General features: G+C 57.6%; 21 protein-coding genes. 1 reads left to right on the plus strand and 20 read right to left on the minus strand.

Translation table 11 applies throughout. The features are described from left to right. Positions 1-5: 5 nt before the first annotated feature. From WC859_01545 to WC859_01620, 16 genes are all read right to left on the minus strand, one after another. Positions 6-674 carry an LptE family protein gene (locus tag WC859_01545; GenBank protein MFA5974835.1) on the minus strand — a complete coding sequence of 223 codons (669 nt, stop codon included), beginning with the start codon at positions 672-674 and terminating at the stop codon, positions 6-8. Between the two features lie 17 nt (positions 675-691). Beyond that, positions 692-3,145 (minus strand): leucine--tRNA ligase, encoded by a 2,454-nt coding sequence (gene leuS, locus WC859_01550; GenBank protein ID MFA5974836.1) that lies wholly within the window; start codon positions 3,143-3,145, stop codon positions 692-694. Then, positions 3,142-3,708: a TlyA family RNA methyltransferase gene (locus WC859_01555; GenBank protein ID MFA5974837.1), complete on the minus strand. Its 567-nt coding sequence runs from the start codon at positions 3,706-3,708 to the stop codon at positions 3,142-3,144. Before WC859_01555 ends, leuS begins: the two co-directional genes overlap by 4 nt. Before the next feature lie 5 nt (positions 3,709-3,713). Beyond that, on the minus strand, positions 3,714-5,597 hold the full coding sequence (gene dxs / locus WC859_01560; protein MFA5974838.1) for a 1-deoxy-D-xylulose-5-phosphate synthase: 1,884 nt from the start codon (positions 5,595-5,597) through the stop codon (positions 3,714-3,716). Between the two features lie 114 nt (positions 5,598-5,711). Beyond that, entirely contained in the window at positions 5,712-6,644 is a 933-nt protein-coding gene (locus WC859_01565) for a polyprenyl synthetase family protein (protein MFA5974839.1), read from the minus strand. A gap of 3 nt (positions 6,645-6,647) precedes the next feature. After that, positions 6,648-6,875, minus strand: a complete 228-nt coding sequence (locus WC859_01570; GenBank protein MFA5974840.1) for an exodeoxyribonuclease VII small subunit — start codon at positions 6,873-6,875, stop codon at positions 6,648-6,650. Next, positions 6,847-8,043, minus strand: coding sequence for an exodeoxyribonuclease VII large subunit (xseA, locus tag WC859_01575; GenBank protein ID MFA5974841.1), 1,197 nt, complete (start codon positions 8,041-8,043; stop codon positions 6,847-6,849). The genes WC859_01570 and xseA overlap by 29 nt, the downstream gene beginning before the upstream one ends. Beyond that, positions 8,040-8,846 (minus strand): TIGR00282 family metallophosphoesterase, encoded by an 807-nt coding sequence (locus WC859_01580; GenBank protein MFA5974842.1) that lies wholly within the window; start codon positions 8,844-8,846, stop codon positions 8,040-8,042. Before WC859_01580 ends, xseA begins: the two co-directional genes overlap by 4 nt. A gap of 2 nt (positions 8,847-8,848) precedes the next feature. Further along, positions 8,849-9,436, minus strand: coding sequence for a 5-formyltetrahydrofolate cyclo-ligase (locus WC859_01585; protein ID MFA5974843.1), 588 nt, complete (start codon positions 9,434-9,436; stop codon positions 8,849-8,851). Then, positions 9,376-10,665 (minus strand): replication-associated recombination protein A, encoded by a 1,290-nt coding sequence (locus tag WC859_01590; protein MFA5974844.1) that lies wholly within the window; start codon positions 10,663-10,665, stop codon positions 9,376-9,378. The genes WC859_01585 and WC859_01590 overlap by 61 nt, the downstream gene beginning before the upstream one ends. Positions 10,666-10,786: 121 nt before the next feature. Continuing rightward, on the minus strand, positions 10,787-11,074 hold the full coding sequence (locus tag WC859_01595) for a cell division protein ZapA (GenBank protein ID MFA5974845.1): 288 nt from the start codon (positions 11,072-11,074) through the stop codon (positions 10,787-10,789). Then, complete coding sequence (locus WC859_01600) at positions 11,071-11,322, minus strand: hypothetical protein (GenBank protein ID MFA5974846.1); 252 nt, start codon at positions 11,320-11,322, stop codon at positions 11,071-11,073. Before WC859_01600 ends, WC859_01595 begins: the two co-directional genes overlap by 4 nt. Before the next feature lie 32 nt (positions 11,323-11,354). Then, complete coding sequence (locus WC859_01605) at positions 11,355-11,861, minus strand: hypothetical protein (protein ID MFA5974847.1); 507 nt, start codon at positions 11,859-11,861, stop codon at positions 11,355-11,357. Then, a complete protein-coding gene (locus WC859_01610) occupies positions 11,858-12,559 on the minus strand; it encodes a hypothetical protein (protein MFA5974848.1) in 702 nt (233 codons plus the stop codon). The genes WC859_01605 and WC859_01610 overlap by 4 nt, the downstream gene beginning before the upstream one ends. Before the next feature lie 157 nt (positions 12,560-12,716). After that, positions 12,717-13,259: a hypothetical protein gene (locus WC859_01615; GenBank protein MFA5974849.1), complete on the minus strand. Its 543-nt coding sequence runs from the start codon at positions 13,257-13,259 to the stop codon at positions 12,717-12,719. A gap of 15 nt (positions 13,260-13,274) precedes the next feature. Beyond that, a complete protein-coding gene (locus WC859_01620) occupies positions 13,275-13,556 on the minus strand; it encodes an SEC-C metal-binding domain-containing protein (GenBank protein ID MFA5974850.1) in 282 nt (93 codons plus the stop codon). Positions 13,557-13,755: 199 nt separating this feature from the next. Between WC859_01620 and WC859_01625 the strand changes: the two genes are divergently transcribed. Then, positions 13,756-13,911 carry a hypothetical protein gene (locus WC859_01625; GenBank protein ID MFA5974851.1) on the plus strand — a complete coding sequence of 52 codons (156 nt, stop codon included), beginning with the start codon at positions 13,756-13,758 and terminating at the stop codon, positions 13,909-13,911. Positions 13,912-13,930: 19 nt separating this feature from the next. On the opposite strand, the gene WC859_01630 is transcribed toward WC859_01625, so the two are convergent. From WC859_01630 to pheS, 4 genes are all read right to left on the minus strand, one after another. Continuing rightward, on the minus strand, positions 13,931-14,359 hold the full coding sequence (locus tag WC859_01630) for a hypothetical protein (GenBank protein ID MFA5974852.1): 429 nt from the start codon (positions 14,357-14,359) through the stop codon (positions 13,931-13,933). Between the two features lie 209 nt (positions 14,360-14,568). Further along, positions 14,569-15,567: a deaminase gene (locus tag WC859_01635; GenBank protein ID MFA5974853.1), complete on the minus strand. Its 999-nt coding sequence runs from the start codon at positions 15,565-15,567 to the stop codon at positions 14,569-14,571. Beyond that, positions 15,564-17,954: a phenylalanine--tRNA ligase subunit beta gene (gene pheT / locus WC859_01640; GenBank protein MFA5974854.1), complete on the minus strand. Its 2,391-nt coding sequence runs from the start codon at positions 17,952-17,954 to the stop codon at positions 15,564-15,566. Before pheT ends, WC859_01635 begins: the two co-directional genes overlap by 4 nt. 3 nt (positions 17,955-17,957) lie before the next feature. Continuing rightward, positions 17,958-19,034 (minus strand): phenylalanine--tRNA ligase subunit alpha, encoded by a 1,077-nt coding sequence (pheS, locus tag WC859_01645; GenBank protein ID MFA5974855.1) that lies wholly within the window; start codon positions 19,032-19,034, stop codon positions 17,958-17,960. Between the last annotated feature and the right edge of the window lie 142 nt (positions 19,035-19,176).

Genomic DNA, 19,176 nt, shown 5'->3' on the forward strand with positions numbered 1-19,176 from the left:
CGGCCTCAATACGGGTTCGCGGGCGGGGGCGACGACGGATTTTCAGGCGGCGGGGGCGGAGGCGTTCCTTCGCGGCCCTGCGGCAGGGGAGCGACGGTGTTGTATTGATCGGGCGATGATTTAGGGACGGCCTTGTCGGAGGCGCCGGTAATGGTGCCGAAGCCTTCAAACGTCCGGGTGCGGATATCGCGCGACAGTTCATCCCAGATCGTCTGCCGGGCTTCTTCTTCGGTCTGGGCTCCGGGGAGTCCCGACGAGGCCACGTAATAGCGCAGCTCTCCCTGCATATTGGGTTCTTTCCAGAGAGACTGCTGCTTCACTTTATCGTAAAACGTGACATCGGCGATGATCCAGAGCTTGTACTGGGTCGGGACATGGTTCACGTCATAACTGAGCGGTTCCAGAATGTAACGGGTAATGTCTCCGATCAACACGCCGTCGGCCTGATCTTCCGTGGTGATGGCGTAGCGGCCATCCCGGTTAAATTCGTTCTGAACTGCCAGGGTGAGCTTGTCTTCGAGTCCGTACTGCTGGGTGTGATTGGCAAACGTTCGGATCGCGATCTTCTGGATATAGGACGGCAGCACCTGCGGCGCCGGATTGTAGTAGTACTTCGAACACCCGCCCAAAACCACCATCAGCGTCAGCAACCCCAGCTCGCGTAATCGTTTCACCTGTGCGCTCCTTTGATTTATCGTGCCACGATGTTGACCAGTTTGTCCGGGACAACGATGACTTTGACGACGGTCTTGCCGTCTAGCCCGGCGTGAATTTTGGGCAGGGCCAACACAGCTTTTTCCAGCGATTCGTTGGGTGTTCCCGGGGCGATCTGGATCCGATCCCGAAGTTTACCATTAATTTGAACGACGATTTCGACCGTCTCAGCCTCCAGCCACTGCGGGTCGGCCGCTGGCCAGGCGGATTCCGAAGCCCGTCCGGACCGGCCCAGGGATTCCCAGAGTTCTTCCATGAGATGCGGTGCTACCGGGGACAGAAGCTGGATCACGGTTTGGACCGCCTCCTCTGAGGCGCAGTCCCCCAACGCGTCGTAGACATAGAGGACATTGACCAGTTCCATGACCGCTGCGATCGCGGTGTTGATCTGAATTTCCTTGCTGTAGTCACGATCGACTTTAGCGATGGCCCAATGCGTCTTGCGCCGCAGCGCTTTGGTCTTCTCTTCGACGACTGGCGCCGGACCTGTTTTTTTCTTTTCAAGGAAGTTGTCCACCAGACGCCAGACGCGGTTCAGGAAGCGCCAGGCGCCTTCCACGCCGGTGTCAGACCATTCGAGCTGTTTTTCCGGCGGTGCGGCGAACAAGATGAAAAGCCGCGCGGTGTCGGCCCCGAATTTTTCGATGATGGCGTTGGGATCCACCACATTGCCGCGAGACTTGGACATCGCGGACCCGCCGAGGGTGACCATGCCCTGCGCCAGAAGGCGCTCAAAAGGTTCGGGCGATTGAACCAGCCCCAGGTCGCGCATGGCTTTGTGCCAGAAGCGCGAATAGATGAGATGCATGGTGGCATGTTCGATGCCGCCGATATACTGGTTCACGGGTAGCCAGGGGTTCACGGTTGCCGCGTCAAAGGGGTTCTGGTTGTTGCGCGGGTCGCTGTAGCGCGCGTAGTACCAGGAGGAATCCACGAAGGTGTCCATGGTATCGGTTTCGCGGCGCGCGTTTCCGTGACACGTCGGGCACTTCACCTGCTGGAACGAGGCGGATGTTGCCAGCGGAGATTCCCCTTTGCCCGTGAATTCGACGTCCGTCGGTAGCAGGACCGGCAAATCCTTTTCCGGGACCGGGACGATACCGCAGTCCGGACAGCTGATCATGGGAATGGGTGTTCCCCAATAGCGTTGCCGGGACACCAGCCAGTCGCGGAGTTTGTAGGTAACTGTCGCCTTCCCGGTCCCGCGCTTTTCAAGCCATTCAGCGACTTTCCGCTTGGATTCCGTTGAAGGAATACCATTGAATTCACCGGAGTTGATCAGGACGCCTTCCCCTTCGTAGGCCTGGGTCAGCGGTAGAGCCAATGGCTGTTCGTGAGGTTGGATGACCTGGTTGATGAACATCCGGTACTTGGTCGCGAAATCAAAGTCGCGCTGATCGTGCGCCGGGACCGCCATAATCGCGCCGGTGCCGTATTCCAGCAGAACGTAATCCGCCACCCAGATCGGGATCCGCTGGTTGTTGACAGGGTTGATGGCGTAAGCGTCGAGGAAAAATCCGTTTTTATCAGCGGACTCCTGCCGGTCGCGCTTGTTGGCGCGTTGCGACGCGGCCAGGGTATTAAGTTCCTGGATCGTACCGTTTCGTTCGGCGAGTTCGCGCGCCAGCGGATGCTCCGGGGCCAGCGCCATATAGGTGGCGCCGAAAAGCGTGTCCGGCCGGGTTGTGAAAATAGTGAGCTTCTTGGTTCGGCCTTCGACGCCGAACTGCACTTCCGCGCCGTCGCTGCGGCCGATCCAATGCTCCTGCATGACCAGCACTTCGTTCGGCCATTTTCCTTTGAGAAGCGCATTATCTTTAAGGAGCTGTTCGGCATAGACGGTGATTTTGATGAACCACTGCTCGAGTTCTTTGGCTTCCACCGTGAAGTCGCAGCGCCAGCACTGGCCCGACGCCGACACCTGCTCATTGGCCATTACCGTCTGGCAGGACGGGCACCAGTTCACCGCGGCTTTTTTCTTGTAGACGAGGCCCTTTTCGTAGAACTTCAGGAAAAACCATTGGTTCCAGCGGTAGTACTCCGTGTCGCAGGTGGCGAACTCCCGGTCCCAGTCATAGGAAATTCCAAGGGCTTGCAGCTGGCCGCGCATCGCCGCGATGTTCTGTCGCGTCCATTTCTCCGGGTGGACTTTGTTCTTAATGGCGGCATTTTCCGCCGGAAGCCCGAAGGCGTCCCAGCCGATCGGGTGCAAAACGTTTTTGCCCTTCATGCGGTGGGTGCGGGCCACGACATCGCCGATGGAGTAGTTGCGGACGTGGCCCATGTGCAGGTTGCCGGACGGATACGGGAACATCTCGAGGCAGTAATAGCGCGGGCGCGGATCGTTTGGCTTGGCGGCAAAAACCTTCTGTTTTCGCCACGTCTCCTGCCACTTCTTCTCTATGTTTTTAAAGTCGTAGACGTCTTTCATGGTTTTATTAAGTGAAAAAATGTCTCCTGGTTGCCTTTCCGGCCGGCCAGGACTGAATCCGAAACCGCCTTGATCTGAAATTTGGCCTGCTCCGCCATCGCACGGACCCGCGACAAAATGTCCTGGCGGGTAGGCTCGTCCTTCACAAAGCCTTCCGGCGCTTCCTTGGGAGTTCCCTCGAACTGCGGTTTCACCAGAACGACAATGTCCGCGCCGGACGGTGCGACCTCGTAGATTTTAGGAAAAATTTTAGAGAGAGAGATAAACGAGACATCAATGGTAATCAGTGTGGGAATTTCTTTCAGGACGGAGGATTCCAGAAAGCGGAAATTTGTTCGTTCCAGGATGTGAACCCGGGGATCCTTCCGCAAGTTGTAGTCAAGGAGACCATACCCGACATCAACGGCCCAGACGGATTTGGCGCCGGCTTGCAGGAGGCAGTCGGTGAACCCGCCGGTGGAAGAGCCGATATCCAGGCAGACTTTGCCTTCGGGTGAGATCTTAAAGGCGTCAAGCGCGCCTCTCAGTTTGGTGCCGCCGCGGGAAACGAAGCGGGTTTCCACGCCGGCTAGCGGGCCGACGGGGCGCGCGTCTTTCCGCGGAGGAATCTCAACGTGGACTGGGCGATTTTCTCGTATGAAAGACCGACCATATCGCGCAGCACGTTCTGCGGTCCGTGTTCGATGAAGCGATCCGGAATGCCTAGGCGGTGGATGTTGGCATCCGTACCTTCCAGGGCTTCCATGACCGCGCTGCCGAATCCGCCGGGTAGGACATGCTCTTCGACGGTTACGAAGTTTGTGGTTTGCCGGAGGAGCTGCTGAAGAAGTTCAACGTCCAAGGGTTTGACGAAACGCATGTTTACGACGCCGCAGGAGAGGCCTTCTTTTTCAATCATCGCAGCGGCCCGCAAGCTGGGATAGACCATGGATCCGATGGCAAGCAGAAATACGTCGTTGCCCTGCTTCAGGACCGAGCCGCGTCCCACCGGCAGGACGTGAAAATCGGTGTCCAGCGCAACGCCTTCTCCGGAGCCGCGGGGGTACCGGATAACCGTCGGGAGATTGAGCGAAAGCGCGGTTTTGAGCATGTGCTGCAGCTCGTTCTCGTCGGACGGCGCCATGACGATGAAGTTTGGAATGATCCGGGAGAAGGCAAAATCAAAAACGCCGTGATGCGTGGGACCATCCTCCCCCACGAGTCCCGCGCGGTCCATGCAGAAAACCACCGGCAGCTTCTGGAGGCCTACGTCATGCTCCATCTGGTCAAACCCGCGCTGCATGAAAGACGAGTAGATGGCGCAGACCGGCTTGATGTTTTCGCAGGCCATTCCGGCCGCAAAGGTCACCGCGTGTTCCTCCGCCAGGCCGACGTCGAAGAAACGGGACGGGAACTCCGCCCGGAAAAGATCGGTGCTGGTCCCTTCGGGCATCGCGGCTGAGATGGTGACGATCCGTGAATCCGTTCTGGCCAGTTTCACTAGCGCCTGGCCAAAAACCTTTTGGTACGTCGGGGGCGGGGTGGTGGAGGAAGACTTGATCATGGTGGCGGTTTTAACGTCGAATTTCCCCGGGCCGTGCCAGGTGATCGGATCTTTTTCCGCCGGTTCATACCCTTTGCCCTTTTTTGTGATGATATGCAGGAGGATCGGTCCTTTGAGTCCTTTGATGTTTTCCAGGATTTCGGTCAAGCGGGGCAGATCATGTCCGTCTACGGGTCCAAAGTAGGAAAATCCAAGCTCTTCGAAAAGCATGCCGGGAAACAGCAACACGCGCACACGCTTGGCCACCCGCAGCAGGCCGGAGCCGTAAAACTGGATCCGTTTCAGGAATTTCTCCACTTCGTTTTCCAGCTTTTTCGCCAGGCCGCCGGTGAGCATTTTGGTGAGGAAGGCGCCTAAGGCGCCGACGCGGTTGGAAATAAACATCTGGTTGTCGTTCAGGATCACCAGCAGGTCGGTGCCAATGTGCCCGGCATTTTGAAGCCCTTCGAAGGACATGCCGCCGGTAATACAGCCGTCGCTCACAATGGCGACCACGCGGTGGTCCTCGTTCTTCTGATCGCGCGCCACGGCCATGCCGAGAGCCGCGGAGATGGCGGTAGAAGCGTGGCCCGCGCCAAAGGCATCGTAAATCGACTCGTCTCGCCGCAGGAACCCGGAAAGTCCGTTGAGTTCACGAATGGTGTCGAACCGGTCCTGCCGGCCGGTCAGAAGTTTATGGCCGTAGGTTTGATGGCCGGTGTCCCAGACGATCTTGTCTTTGGGGGTGTTGAAAACATAATGGAGCGCCAGGGTGAGTTCCGTAGTGCCGAGGGACGAGCTGAGGTGCCCCCCCTTTTTGGAAATGGTTTCCAGGATCCGCTCACGCATTTCCGCCGCCACCGCCGGCAACTGCTCTCGCTGGAGCTTTCGGAGGTCGCTCGGATCTTTAATCTGTTCTAGGATGCCCATGGTCAATTTCTCCTTCTGCTTAAGCCGTCATCCCCCGCGGACACTGGCGGGGGATCCAAAGATACTGTTCATGATAGATTCCCTGCCAGAGACCGCAGGGAATGACGAAAGTTATCAGTGGTCTCTTTCCACAATATAATTAGCCAGCTGTTTCAGGATTTGTGCCTGCCGCTTAAACGGTTTCAGCGCGGCTTTGGCTTCTTCCACAAGCGTTTGCGCTTTTCGCCGAGAGGCTTCCAATCCGTAGATCGCCGGGAACGTCAACTTCTTGTTTTTGGCATCACTGCCGCTTTTCCCGAGCTTCTTCTTGTCGGCCACCACATCTAAAACATCATCAGCAATTTGAAACGCCAGGCCGATCTTTTCCCCATAATCACCGAAAGCCGAAAGTTGCTTTGGGGAAGCGCCCGCTAAGAGGGCGCCTGCTTGAAGGCTGGAGCGTATCAGCGCGGCGGTCTTGAGCCGGTGAATCGAACGAAGAAGCTGCTCAACTGAGGCCTGGGTCCGGGGGAGGCCGTTGTGCTTCTTCCATTGCCCCCCATCCATCTGGATGTCGAGGACTTGTCCTCCCACCATTCCGAAGGTGCCGGCCCCGTGTGCGATTAAGTGGACAACTGCAGGAACAGCCTGCGCACGGACGCTATGAATTTTAGCATTTTCCGAGATCAGCTCGAAAGCCTTGGTCAGGAGGGCATCCCCCGCCAGAATGGCGATCGCTTCGCCGTAAACCTTGTGGTTGGTCGGGCGGCCGCGGCGCAGATCGTCGTCGTCCATGGCCGGGAGGTCGTCATGCACCAGGGAGTACGTGTGGATCAACTCCATCGCGGCGGCGGTGGGAAGCGCGATCTCCGGCTTTTTCCCGCAGCACTCGGCCGCGGCCAGAACCAGCACCGGACGCAGGCGTTTGCCGCCGGCAAAAACCGAGTAGCGCATGGCTTCATGGATGATCTCAGGTTCCGAGATCGTTTTGTCCATGTAGTGGTCGAGGGCTTTCTCGACCAGTTTCCGACGGCTTTCAAAATAGGAGTGCAGGGGTTCCGGCATCATGAATTATTCTCCATCCTTGAACGGTTCTAATTTCCCGGTTTCTTTGACTAAAATTTCGACTTTCTTTTTCGCCTCTTCAAGCTTCTGCTGGCAGCCGCGCGCCAGGCGGATCCCTTCTTCAAACAGCTTCAGGGATTCCTCCAGGGGAGCTTCTTTGGTCTCCAGCTGCTCGACAATCAACTCGAGCCGTTTCAGGCTCGTTTCAAAGTTCAGTTCTTTCGACTTCGGCATAAATCCGTCCTTCGTGTAATTGTACTTCAATCCGGTCCTTGGCTTTAACGTCAGCGGCCCGTTTAAGAAGTTGGTGTTTCGGCAGGGTCCACGTGATCGTATAGCCGCGAGAAAGGGTAGCCAAAGGTGAGAGCAGATGCAACTTTTCCATCAGATGGCGGAGTGTTTGGTCTCCTTGTTCAAGACACCGGCTGGTGTTTTGGATGAGCTGCTCGCGCAAGCCATCGATGGCCAGCAGGTGTTCTTCGAATAATACGAGCGGGCGCTGCAGCATCCGACTGGCGAGCGCATGGATAAGACGCTGCTCCAGTTCGTTCAGCTGATGGGTCATGCGGGTCCGCAGGCGGGACGTCCATTGGTGGAGCTGCTCCGCGAGTTCGGTTTTGGCGCGAGAAACCAGTTCCGCGGCTGCCGAAGGCGTCGCGGCCCGCAAATCCGCCACGAAATCCGCGATCGTGAAATCCGTTTCATGACCCACGCAGGAGATGACCGGGATGCGGGAGGCCGCGATCGCACGCGCCACCGTCTCTTCGTTGAATGCCCAGAGGTCTTCGAGGGAGCCTCCGCCGCGCCCCACTAAGAGCGCGTCCAGTTTCGGGAAATCACGATTGAGCTGGCGGATGGCCGCCGTGATCTCCTCGGCCGAGCCTTCTCCTTGAACTTTAACGGGACAGACCAGGACTCGTACGGCGGCCAAACGCCGGTCCAGAATCGTCAGGATGTCGTGCAGCGCCGCGCCATCGCGCGAGGTGACCACTGCAATCCATTCCGGCAGGGTCGGGATCGGTTTTTTGCGGGCCGGATCAAACAATCCTTCTTTGTCCAGTTTGGCTTTGAGTTGTTCAAAGGCGAGTTGAAGACCGCCTTTGCCTTTGGGTTCCATGGCGCCGGCCACCATCTGGAACCGTCCTTGCGGCGGATAAATGGTCAGCCGCCCGTTCACGAGGACTTGAAGCCCGTCTTCGAGTTTAAAGGGCAGCCGACTGAAGTCGTCGCGGAACATCACCACGCTCAACGAGGCACCGGGATCCTTCAGAGAAAAGTAGCAGTGGCCGGAAGAATGGCGGACCAGGTTTGAAATTTCCCCCTCGACCCAGAGATCGGGATACATTGCTTCCAGAGAGGCTTTGGCATCCCGTACGATTTCGCTGACCGAGAAAATCTTCATGAGTCTTCGGGCAGGGTAGCGGGGAGTGGAACCATTTCCTGAATGCGCTGGATCGAGCGCGCTTTGCCGGTGGCGTCGTCGATGTCCACAACGCAGGCGCAAACCAGAGCGTCTCCGCTCGCCACGCCGAGATGGCTGTGAAGCCCGGTCAGAAAACGATCGGTGGCCGGCCGGATTTCCGCTCCAATGACGCTGTTGTATGGGCCGCAGGCGCCGATGTCTGTGATATAAGCTGTCCCGTTGGTGAGGAGACGCTCATCCGCGGTCTGCACGTGCGTATGGCTGCCAATCACCGCGCTGGCGCGGCCGTCGAGGTGCCAGCCCATCGCTGCTTTTTCCGCGGTAATTTCCGCATGCATGTCCACGAGAATAATGCGGGTCTCTTTGGACAATTTCTCGATTTCCTGGACAACGGCCCGGAAAGGGTCATCGGTGAGCGGCATGTAGACGCGCCCCATGACTTGGATCACCGCGACCGAGAGGCCGGAACGGGATTTGAAAACCCCGGAGCCATGTCCCGGAACGCCCGGCGGATAGTTCAGCGGCCGGATCAGGCGCGGATCGTCAAGAAGGGTTCTGATTTCTTTGCGGTCAAACGAATGGTTTCCCAGGGTGAGAACGTCGGCGCCCGACTTCCAGAGTTCCTCCGCGAGCCGCGGGGTGATGCCTTTGCCGTGCGCGGCGTTCTCCGCGTTCACAATGACAAACTCAGCGTCATATTGTTTCTTGAGACCGGGCAGGATGTCGGAAAAGGCCTGCCGTCCGGCGCGGCCGATAATGTCGCCAAAGAAAAGAATTCGCATCGTCAGGGTTTCCTCGTTTCCATCAGCCCTTGTTCCGTAATCAGAACGTGCATTCGCATGTCATGGGCCTCCTTCGGGAGCGGGGCCGGATAAATCTGAATCGAAAAGGCCAGGCCCCAACGGGGCGCCTGAGGCATTTTGGGTAGAAGCCTGTCGAAATAACCGCCGCCAAAACCGATGCGGCCGCCGCGCTTGTCAAAGACGACGCCCGGCACCAACGCCAGCTCCACTTCCGACGGATCCACCAATTTCCGAAACGCCGGTCCGGGTTCTAAAACCTTTTTAAAGGGGCCCGGGAACAATTCGCTGAACCGGTAAAGCTCCGAGACGAGCGTTTCATTCTTGTCTGAGGAGATGAGCGGGACGATCACGCGTTTTTTCTGCTCCAACGCTTCCGTGATGAGCCGGTGCGTAGCCACTTCGGAACCGCACGACACATAGAGGAGGAGAGTCCCGGCCTCTTTCCAGGCCGGGTGCTGGAGGATGCACTCGCGGATCTGTGCGCTCTCCTGCTCCCGGACGGCAGGGGCTAGCTGATTTCTTTTTTCGATGTAGCGGGCGCGGATTTCGGTTTTGGTTGAGATGCCCATAGTTGAAGCCGTCTCTGAATATCACTTTCGTATCCGAGCGAGGTGGGCTCATAAAGCGTCACCGGCTGCGGCCAGTAGTCCTGCGCAACAAAGTGTCCGGGGAAGTCATGCGGATAAAGATACCCTTTTCCATGACCCAGCGCCTCGCGGTCCAGGTTTGCATCTTTCAAATGGTTGGGGACCTCCCGCCGCGGGCCCTGTTCGACTTCCGAAAGGGCTTTTTCGACCGCCAGGTAGGAGGCGTTCGACTTGGGCGCTGTCGCGATGTAAACGGCGGCCTGCGCCAGAGGAATGCGCCCTTCCGGCATGCCGACGAACTCGACCGCGGCCAGGGCGGCGTGCGCGATCAGCATGGCCCGGGGATCCGCGTTGCCGACATCTTCCGAGGCCGAGATGATCAGCCGGCGCGCGATAAAACGGGGGTCATCTCCGGCGGCCAGCATCCGGGCCATCCAGTACAGAGCGGCGTCGGGACTGCCGCCGCGCAAAGACTTGATAAAAGCGGAGGCGATATCGTAATGCTGGTCTCCGGATTTGTCGTAAGTCAGGGCCCGCTTCTGGACGCACTCTTCCGCCACTTTCAAAGAAATGGAAATGACGCCGTCGGCCGACGTCGCGGTGGTGAGCGCTGCCAGTTCGAGCGCGTTGAGCACCCGCCGGGCGTCTCCGTTGGCCTGAGTGATTAGATGGGCGCGTGCGTCCGGCTCCAGACGGATAGGTTTCTGCCCCAGACCGCGTTCCTTATTCTGCAGCGCGTTGTCGAGGATTTTTTCGAGCGCTTCGGAAGAGAGGGCCTTGAATTCAAAGGCCTGCGCGCGGGATAGAAGCGCCGAGTTGACGTAGAAGAAAGGATTCTCAGTCGTCAGGCCGATCAACGTGAACAGGCCCCGCTCTACATCCGGCAGGAGGGCGTCCTGCTGGGCCCGGTTGAAGCGGTGAATCTCGTCGAGAATCAGAAGCGTCTTCTGGCCGTCCATCGAGCGGCGTTCTTTCGCCCGGTCGATGACGCCGCGAACATCGGCGACACCGGCCGTTACCGCATTCAGTTCTTCGACGACCGCGCGGGTTTTCTGAGCGATCAAACGGGCCAGCGCGGATTTACCGCATCCCGGAGGGCCAAAAAAAATAGCGGAGCTGAGGCGGTCCGCTTCCAGCGCGCGCCGGAGCAGTTTTCCCTCCCCCAGAATCTCGGCCTGCCCGGCCCATTCGTCAAGCGAACGCGGCGACATGCGCAGGGCGAGCGGTGCGTCAGCGGCCAGAGCCGCTTCACCGCCGGGCGGATCAAAGAGGGACGGTGTTGAAAAGGTTGATTTTCTTGTCATGAAAGAAGGGCATTACCACGCGACAGGGTCAATTACTCAGGGCACTGTCCAGCAGCTGCACGAGTTCGTCGGCTTTGGTTTCGAACGATTTGGAGGAAGACCCCTTCGCATCCTGTAAACGAAAAAGCTCATCCGCGATGTTCATCGCCGAGACAACCGCGAGTTTATAAGAGTCGATGATCTTGGACTCTTCTTTGATCTGCAGCATCTTCTCTTCGACAAACTGCGCCAGGCGGTTCACGTACAGCTCATCGCCGGGGTTGGCTTCCATCGGGTATTCGTGTCCCATGATTTGGACGTACAGGACGTGTTTCATGAGGGCCTCAAGGTATTCAGGGAATGGAGCGCCCGTTCCACGCGGTGCGCGACTTGCTCCTGTTTGTGTTTGAGATGTTCGTAGTCGGACAAAATGTGCTGGACTTTGCTGTTCTCGCTGTTGAGGAGCGTCAGATGCGCCTTGAGGGATTCGTATTCGGTCCGGAGCTGCTGGTTTTCCTTCTTAAGGGCCATCAATCGGTCGACGACAGCGCGCGTTTTTGCTTCAACCTCTTCGATTTTATTCACAAATCGATCATACTACTTGAGTTATCCATTTTTCAAACAAACTCATCGGGGTGAGGGATGCGGTTGAAGGGAATGCGGGTGGGGGCCGCTTTCCGGTAGGGCTGGAGGCCTGCCACGGAGATGGCTTCCTTCCCGTAGCGGGCGTTGATACGGTCCATGGCTTTCCCAAGTCCTTCCCGTTTGGGCGGAACAAATAAGGAAAACTGATGCCGGTCCTCGGGAACCAGATCCAGACACGTCACGCCGGTCAGGAAGGGTTTCCCCGGAGGGCATTCGTCCCAGAGCGAGCGAAGCGTTTTCAGGAGCAGGAGGGTGTCCTGCGTTTCGTCCACTTTGGCGGTTTGTTCCCAGTAGGGGCCTTGAGCAAATTTCACCTGAACCGCTAACCGCCGCGTGAAAAATCCTTCCCGGCGCAGGCGGGCCGCGGCCCGGACCAGGAGTTTTTTAAGAACCCCCCACGCGCCTTCGCGTGTCCGGAGCTCCGGTTCCAGAACATGCTGATGCCCGATGCTTCGGTGAATCGTCTCCGGGAGCTTCACGTCTTCCCCGCGCAGCCAATGGTAATAGCGTTCCCCGACCACGCCTCCCAGAGTTGGCGCATCGGAGTCCTGTCCAGCCGGCAGAGTGCCTGGACGGAGAAAATCCCGTGCTCCTGAAGACGTTTTTCCATGCGGGGCCCGATGCCGGGGAGATCCCGCAGCGCCAGCGGATAAAGCGCTTCCGGCAGGTTTTCCTGCAGAAAAATCGTGAGGCCATCGGGTTTGTTCCGGTCCGAAGCCACTTTGGCCAGGTAGCGGTTAGTGGCCAGACCGATCGAACAAGTGAGAATGGCCCCGACCCGCTCACGCAGGACGTGTTTGATTTTTCGGGCCAGGGCGACGGCATTGGGGATCTGCTGTTGGGACCCGGTTAATTCACAAATCATCTCGTCGACTGAAAGAACGGAATCAATGGGAAGACAGGTCTCGACGGTTTCCACGATCCGTTCATGATAGCGGGTATAGAGACGGTGATGCCCTTCGACGAAAACGATATTGGGGCAGCGGACTCTGGCGTCGGCGACCAGCGTTCCGGTTTTCACCCCAAACGCTTTGGCCTGGTAACTTGCCGCCAGGCAACAGGTGGTTTCCGCTTGAAGCGGGATCACCGCGACGGGTTTACCCCGCAGTTCCGGATGCTCCTGCTGCTCGCAGGATGCAAAATAACTGTCTAGATCCAGGAAGAGCCAGTGGATCATACATGTGTATGGTAATACTTCGCTAACGGCGGAGCAAGCCAGAAACGTCAGCGAGCAAGCGAGTAAGTGAGTCAGGGGCGCACCGCTGCCTGCGCTTCCGCAATTTCTTATAGCGCGCTGGCACCGCGGTCGTATGCGGTGTGCGCCCGAGGATGCATTAGGTTTTTTGTCGTCGCCGAAGGAGGAGGAGAAAATACGCCACGGCCAGGCCGGTGTAATTAAGCAGCATAAATGATCCACTGCCCCAGGGAGCGCCGTTGACGAGCGGTGTGGGAAACGGCCAGAAAAATGGTGTTGGAAAGAAATGCATGGAGTGCGTTGGAATATCGCAGAGAATATGCAGCCCCCAGGCGCCCATAGGCCACAGCGTTTGGAGACTGTAGGGGTGGGTTTGAAACCCGCTCCTCCTGCGCCGCCAGGCCAGGAAAATGTAGGCGGCTGTGACCACCGCCGCCCAGACTACCAGGCTGTGGGTGATGTCGTAAGTGTGGTATACGAAAGGAGGAATGGTCGCGGGGTCAGGCGGACCCATGTGGTGATGGGCCCAGCGTTCCTGAAGATCGCTCAGATGCGTGACGAAGAACAGGCCGAAGGAGAAGAAATCCGGTGCCAGGCCAATGACGAACGCCTGACGCCACTGCCGGGCGTCCTTCTGTCCAAAGGCCGCTCCTCCCCACAGCCCGTGCGCCAGCGTGTCCATCGGGGATCGCCCGAATCAGCCGCCTCCGGATTTTCGGGGCATGCTGTACTTCGGCGTGGTCACGGTTTGATGCTTGTGTACGGTGATGGCGGGTCCTTGCGGGTTATGATGAGCCTGAGCGGGTTTCCCCTCCTGCTGTTTTTCCGCTTCTTTGTTTTCCTGTTCTTTCTTCTTCGCGGCGGCCGCCCACTGTTTTTCCAGGGCCTCACGTTCCTTGGCCTCGTTTTTAGTTTCGCAGCATTTCTTATATTTTTTGCCTGATTTGCAGGGGCAAGGGTCATTGCGTCCGATATCCATAGTAGTCCTTTCTCGTTATATCCCTTCTCCCGACACGACGGTCGGGAGAAGGGTGGGATGAGGGCACATCTTTATAGGGTACCTGCCCTCACTCTGTACCCTCTCCCGCCTCCCGGCGGGCGAGGGAATTATGGTAATGATTATAAACACTTTTTGTTTTGGTATGCTTATGTCCAGACAATACAAGGAGATCAAATTTATGGGAAGCAGCAAACCAAAGTGGTTAACGAAACAACTCCGCAAGCACGCCAGCGACGCCCGTCGTATCGCCCGCCTCAAAAACCCCGGGACGAAGAACCTGGACGTGGTCCGGGTCGCCCGTCACGGTGGCAATTACAAAGCCGCTCATCCGTAAACCAGAACGTCTGTCGGACTTATCCGTTTTCTGTTTTGTAACGGACGGTCATTTGATAGAAGAGTTTGGCCCCGCAGGGAACCCGGGGGTCTGCGTAAGAGGCGGCCTCGCAGAGGCTCAGCCCCTCGGCCGTTTCCTTATTGGACGCCAGCGCATTTTCCATGGCTTCCATGAGGTCAAAATGGCCGTTGCCGCAGGCGTTTGGACAGGGCACATCAAGTTGGAAGGGTTCATCGGGATCAATCACACGCTGCACGTGTTCTAAAATGGTGCCGGAAGGCGCTTCCATGCGGAGATCCATCTCAAGACGATCGATTTGTGGAAACCGTTTGCGCAGAGTCCCTGCACGGGTTTTCTCTAATTCTGCTTTTTGGGAACGAGCCGACCGGAGCTCGTTTTTGCTGGGTCCATGCGTGATTCGCCGTTTTCGATAATTGGGAAAGGCCAAGGGGAACTATTTCGGGATGGACATCGGAGGCCTTTTCTTTGGCCTGGTGGTCGGAAGACAGACGCAGCCGGTGAAGCCGCATCCCATGCAACAGTAAACCTTATCTCCGATCCGGAATCCTTTGGACGAGGACCAACGACTTTTTTTTAAACGGCAGTTTGGGCAGTTACTCATGACTCATTCTAGCATTTCCCTCGGTGTTTTGAGGGTTAAAGATTTATTTTATGGAGTTTAATGCCGGCTTCGCGCAGGAGAGCTTTGGCCTGAGTGGCGAGCGGGTAATCCTGATTGTAGATGACTTCCACAATCCCGCCGTTAATGATCATCTTGGTGCACTGCAGGCAGGGTGAGAACGTCGTGTAGAGGCTCGATCCTTTGATTGCGATGCCGTGATAGGCGGCCTGGACGATGGCGTTTTCTTCGCCGTGGGAGCAGACGCACTCGCTTAAGCTCTGTCCGGAAGGCCCGATGGTGTTACAGCGCGGACAGCCCCCCTCAAAGCAGTTCTTCGTGTTACGAGGCGTCCCATTATATCCCGTCGATATAATACGGCCGTCTTTTACGATGACCGCGGCCACTTTACGCTTTAGGCAGTTGGAGCGGGTGGCCACGTTCTGGGCGATGTTCATGAAATAAGAATCCCAGCCTGGACGTTTCATCTGTTTCAAAGCAACGCGAAGGAGCGTTGTGGTACGCTCGTGGAGTTGGTCCAGAGTTCCATTGTTGGGAAGGGTGGCATCCGCCAGTTTTGCGCAGGCCTCCAGTGATTGTTTGTTCGGATCGGTGTTATGGGCCTCGCGCCTTTCGACGATCTTAAACGCCGCCAACGTTTGAGGATCGTTCTCCCGGGCGCGCGCTTTGATGCGTTCGAAACGCGCTTCAGGAGAGGCGGTAATGGCCCATAGCCTGAAGTCCGGACGCCGGCGGAAGGCTTCCACTTCCCCTGGGTTGCGGAAAGAATCGATCACATAGTTTTGATTTTCGCCGAGGGTTTTCAGGATCCGTTCCGCGAGGATGGAAGGCCCGTATTTCAGGCGCAGCTCGTTGCCCACCCGCGTGAGGTGATCCCGGGTCGGCGTCATCTTGCGGCGCTGGAGTTCTTTTCGGAGAATGTCCGACAGCGAGGCGAACTGGAACCCGCGCTCCTGCAGGAACTTCGCGACTTCCCCTTTACCCGATGCGTTTTTCCCTGTCAGACCTATGATCATTTTCTTAATACCGCCTCACATTTTTTCTCGAGGTCTGTGATGATCTTCTGCATGACTTTCTCCACGTCCGCGTCGTCCAGAGTCCGGTCGCGGTGCCGGAAGAGAAGCGAAACCGTCAGGGACCGGCGGTCTTTTCCGATTTTTTCTCCCTGGAAGAGATCGATCAGCGAGACGGATTCCAGAAGGACGCCGCCGGAGGTGCGCAGCGTCTGGGCGATTTTTTCGTAGGGGACGGAAAGCGGGGAGGTGACCGAGAGATCGCGATACACCGCCGGGAACGGGTTCAGCGGTTTGTAGGTGACGGTGGCTGGAAGGATCTGTCGGAGCGCGGCCAGGTCCAGCTCCGCGGCCACGAGCGTGTTTTCCGTATCCAACTCCTGCACAAGTTCCGGATGCAGCTCACCGAACCAGCCGATGACGGTGCTGCCGGAGACGATCATGGAAGAACGCCGGGGATGAAATGACGCGATTCGGCAGGGGGTGATCTGAATCGGCGGCAGGTGCAGCGCGTTCTGCAGGGACGTGAGGAACCCGGTGAGATCAAAATAATCCGCGGACCGCTTTTTCCCGCGCCAATGGTGGCTCACGATTTCCCCGCCCAGGACGATGCCGAGCCGGCGCTGTTCATGGAGACCGTCATGGTCCTTGTAAAAAATGCGTCCAATCTCAAAAAGCGAAACGCCGGGCATCTGATGGTGAAAATTGAGAACCGCATTCTGCAGAATGGCTGGCAGAAGGCAGGTTCGCAGCACCGCCTGCTCCTGAGAGAGCGGATTGGCCAGCCCTACCGGTTGAGCGTCCGGGGATTGTCCAAGCCCGGGGATAAAGGGGAACGCCTGTTTCTGGCTCAAAAACGTATAGTTGACCACTTCGTTCAGCCCGAAGCCGGACAGAAGCTTGGAGATCCGCTGTTCAAAAGACCACCACGGATCTTCGGGAACGCCGGTGATGCGAATAGCCGGCGCGCGCGCCGGAATATTGTCGTAGCCATGCAGCCGGGTCAATTCTTCCATGAGATCGGCTTCCGTGGTGATGTCCAGCCGCCAGGATGGAGCATTCACATGGAGTTGACCGGTGCCCATGTTGATCTCGCAGCCGAGGCGCCGCAGAAGCGCGGCCGCCGTCGCTTCTTTGAATTCGATTCCGAGAAATTGACGGATGCGCTCGATGCGAAGCTTGATGGTTGGCTGAATCGGCGGTTGTGCCGAGATTTCCAGAGGCTTAAACCCAAGACCCCCGGCCAGTTCCTGAATCAGCTGGGCGGCACGCCGTGAGGCAAAAGCCACCATGTTCCAGTCGGTTCCCCGTTCGAAACGGTAAGAGCTTTCGGAGCTGACCCCCAGGGTTTTGCTGGCCTGCCGGACCGCCGGCGCATAAAAAGCGGCGCTCTCCAGAATCACTTCTCGCGTTCCCGCGTCGATGGCAGAAGCTTCCCCGCCCATTACCCCGGCCAGAGCCGCCGGAGAGGACTCATCCGCGATCACCAACAAGCCTTCCTGCAGTTCAACGGTCTGGCCGTCCAGGAGCAGCATTTTTTCCCCGGCTTTAGCGCGGCGGATCTGGATGTGACGGCCTTTCAGTTTTGCGGCGTCGAACGCATGAAGCGGTTGTCCCAGTTCGAGCATGACGTAATTCGTGGTATCGACGATATTGTTGATGGACCGGAACCCGCAGCGCGTGAGGCGCTGAATCATCCATTCGGGAGAGGCCCCGACCTGGATGTCCCGGATGGCGCGGGCGATATACCTTGGGCATAAATCCCGGGCGTCGTTGGACAGCGTAACCGAGTTGGCGATATCCAGCTCTCGCACCCGGGGTTCCGGCATTTTGAGTGGGAGGGAGAAAGCGGCCGCCAGTTCGCGGGCAACGCCGAGAATACTGAGCGCATCGCGCCGGTTTGGGGTCACCTCAATTTCAATCAGAGTGTCGTCCAGCCCCAGAATCGGGCGGATGTCCGCTCCTAAAGGGAGGACCGGATCCAGTTCCAGAATTCCCTCAGATTTTTCTTCAAGACCCAGCTCTGCGCGTGAACAGATCATTCCCTGGGATTCCACGCCACGGAGCTTGGCGGCTTTGATCTGAAGTCCATTGGGCAGCACCGCGCCGATGCGCGCTAGCGGAACGCGTTGACCCTCTTTCACATTGGGGGCGCCGCAGACCACCGAAAACTCATGTTGGCCGTCAAAGACCTTGCACAGCGACAAACGATCCGCGTTGGGATGTTTCCCCACCTCGCGGACTTCCGCTGTGACGACGCCTTCCAGCGGGCCTCCAAAGGTTTGGACCGAAGCGACTTCAAACCCAAGACGGGCCAGCGTATCCGCTGTTTCCTGAGGAGAAATCTCCAGCGGGACAAATTCTTTAAGCCAGTTGTAGAGCAGTTTCATCGTTTAAAATTGCCGCAGGAATCGCAGGTCATTTTCATAAAAAAGCCGCATGTCATCAACGCTGTATTTCAGCATGGCCAGGCGTTCGACGCCCATCCCGAAGGCGAATCCGGAGTATTTCTCCGGATCAATTTTAACGCCATGCAGCACATAGGGATTCACCATGCCGGAGCCCAGCAGTTCCAGCCACCCGGTATTTTTGCAGACCCGGCAACCGGTTCCCCCGCAGAAACACGAGACATCCATTTGTGCTGAAGGTTCTGTGAACGGGAAAAAGGTGGGCAAAAAACGAGTTTTCGTGCTCGGTCCGAAGAAAGCCTGTGCAAAATGCGAAAGGGTTCCCTTTAAATCAGCGAATGAAATCCCTTCATCCACCAGAAGCCCTTCGATCTGGTGAAAAACCGCCGAATGCGACGCATCCACCGCTTCGTGGCGGTAGACGCGGCCTGGGGCGATGATCGCGATGGGCGGCGGATATTTCTCCATGACGCGGACCTGTACGGGAGAGGTGTGGGTCCGGAGTAAAACCGGTTCGTGACGGGCCTGTCCGTCCTGTAAATCTGGCAGCGGCAGCTGCCGGCGGCTCATCTGCAGATAAAACGTGTCTTGCATGTCGCGTGCGGGATGGTTGTCGGGAATGTTCAGGGCCTCGAAATTGTAGTATTCACTTTCGATCTCCGGCCCGTCGGTGGTGACAAACCCCAGCGAACGGAAAATGCCGACGAGTTCGCCCATGACCTGGTCGAGCGGATGCAGATGCCCGAGCGGGTAAGGCGTTCCCGGCAGCGTGGTATCCAGAAGGTCCTGTTCGAGAGTCCGGGAGCGTTCGGATTTTTTTAGTGCTCGTTCAGCGTCGGTTAGAGAGGTTTCAAAGGCCGCTTTCAGGCTGTTATAAAGGGGTCCATAGTTCTTCCGTTCTTCCAGGGTCATTCCCGGAAGCTGCTTCAGGAGGGTTGTCAGGTGTCCTTTCCGGCCCAGCCAGGCTACCTTAACAGCTTCCAGTGCCTCCAGAGTTTTTGTTTTCTCCAGTTGGGATTGGAATTCAGAACGCAGTGTTTCGAGATCGGGAAGAGAGCTCATGAGTGCGTATTTTAGAATAAAAAAGGCTCTGAGCCGAAGTCCGCCGAATCAGAGCCTTTAAACATTTTCGTCATTCCCCGCGGTCGTAAGCGGGGAATCCAGTCATAAGCTTTGCCGCTTGGATCCCCCGCCAGAACCTGCG

The organism is Elusimicrobiota bacterium (assembly GCA_041660185.1).
GTDB lineage: Bacteria > Elusimicrobiota > Elusimicrobia > 2-01-FULL-59-12 > 2-01-FULL-59-12 > JBAZWU01.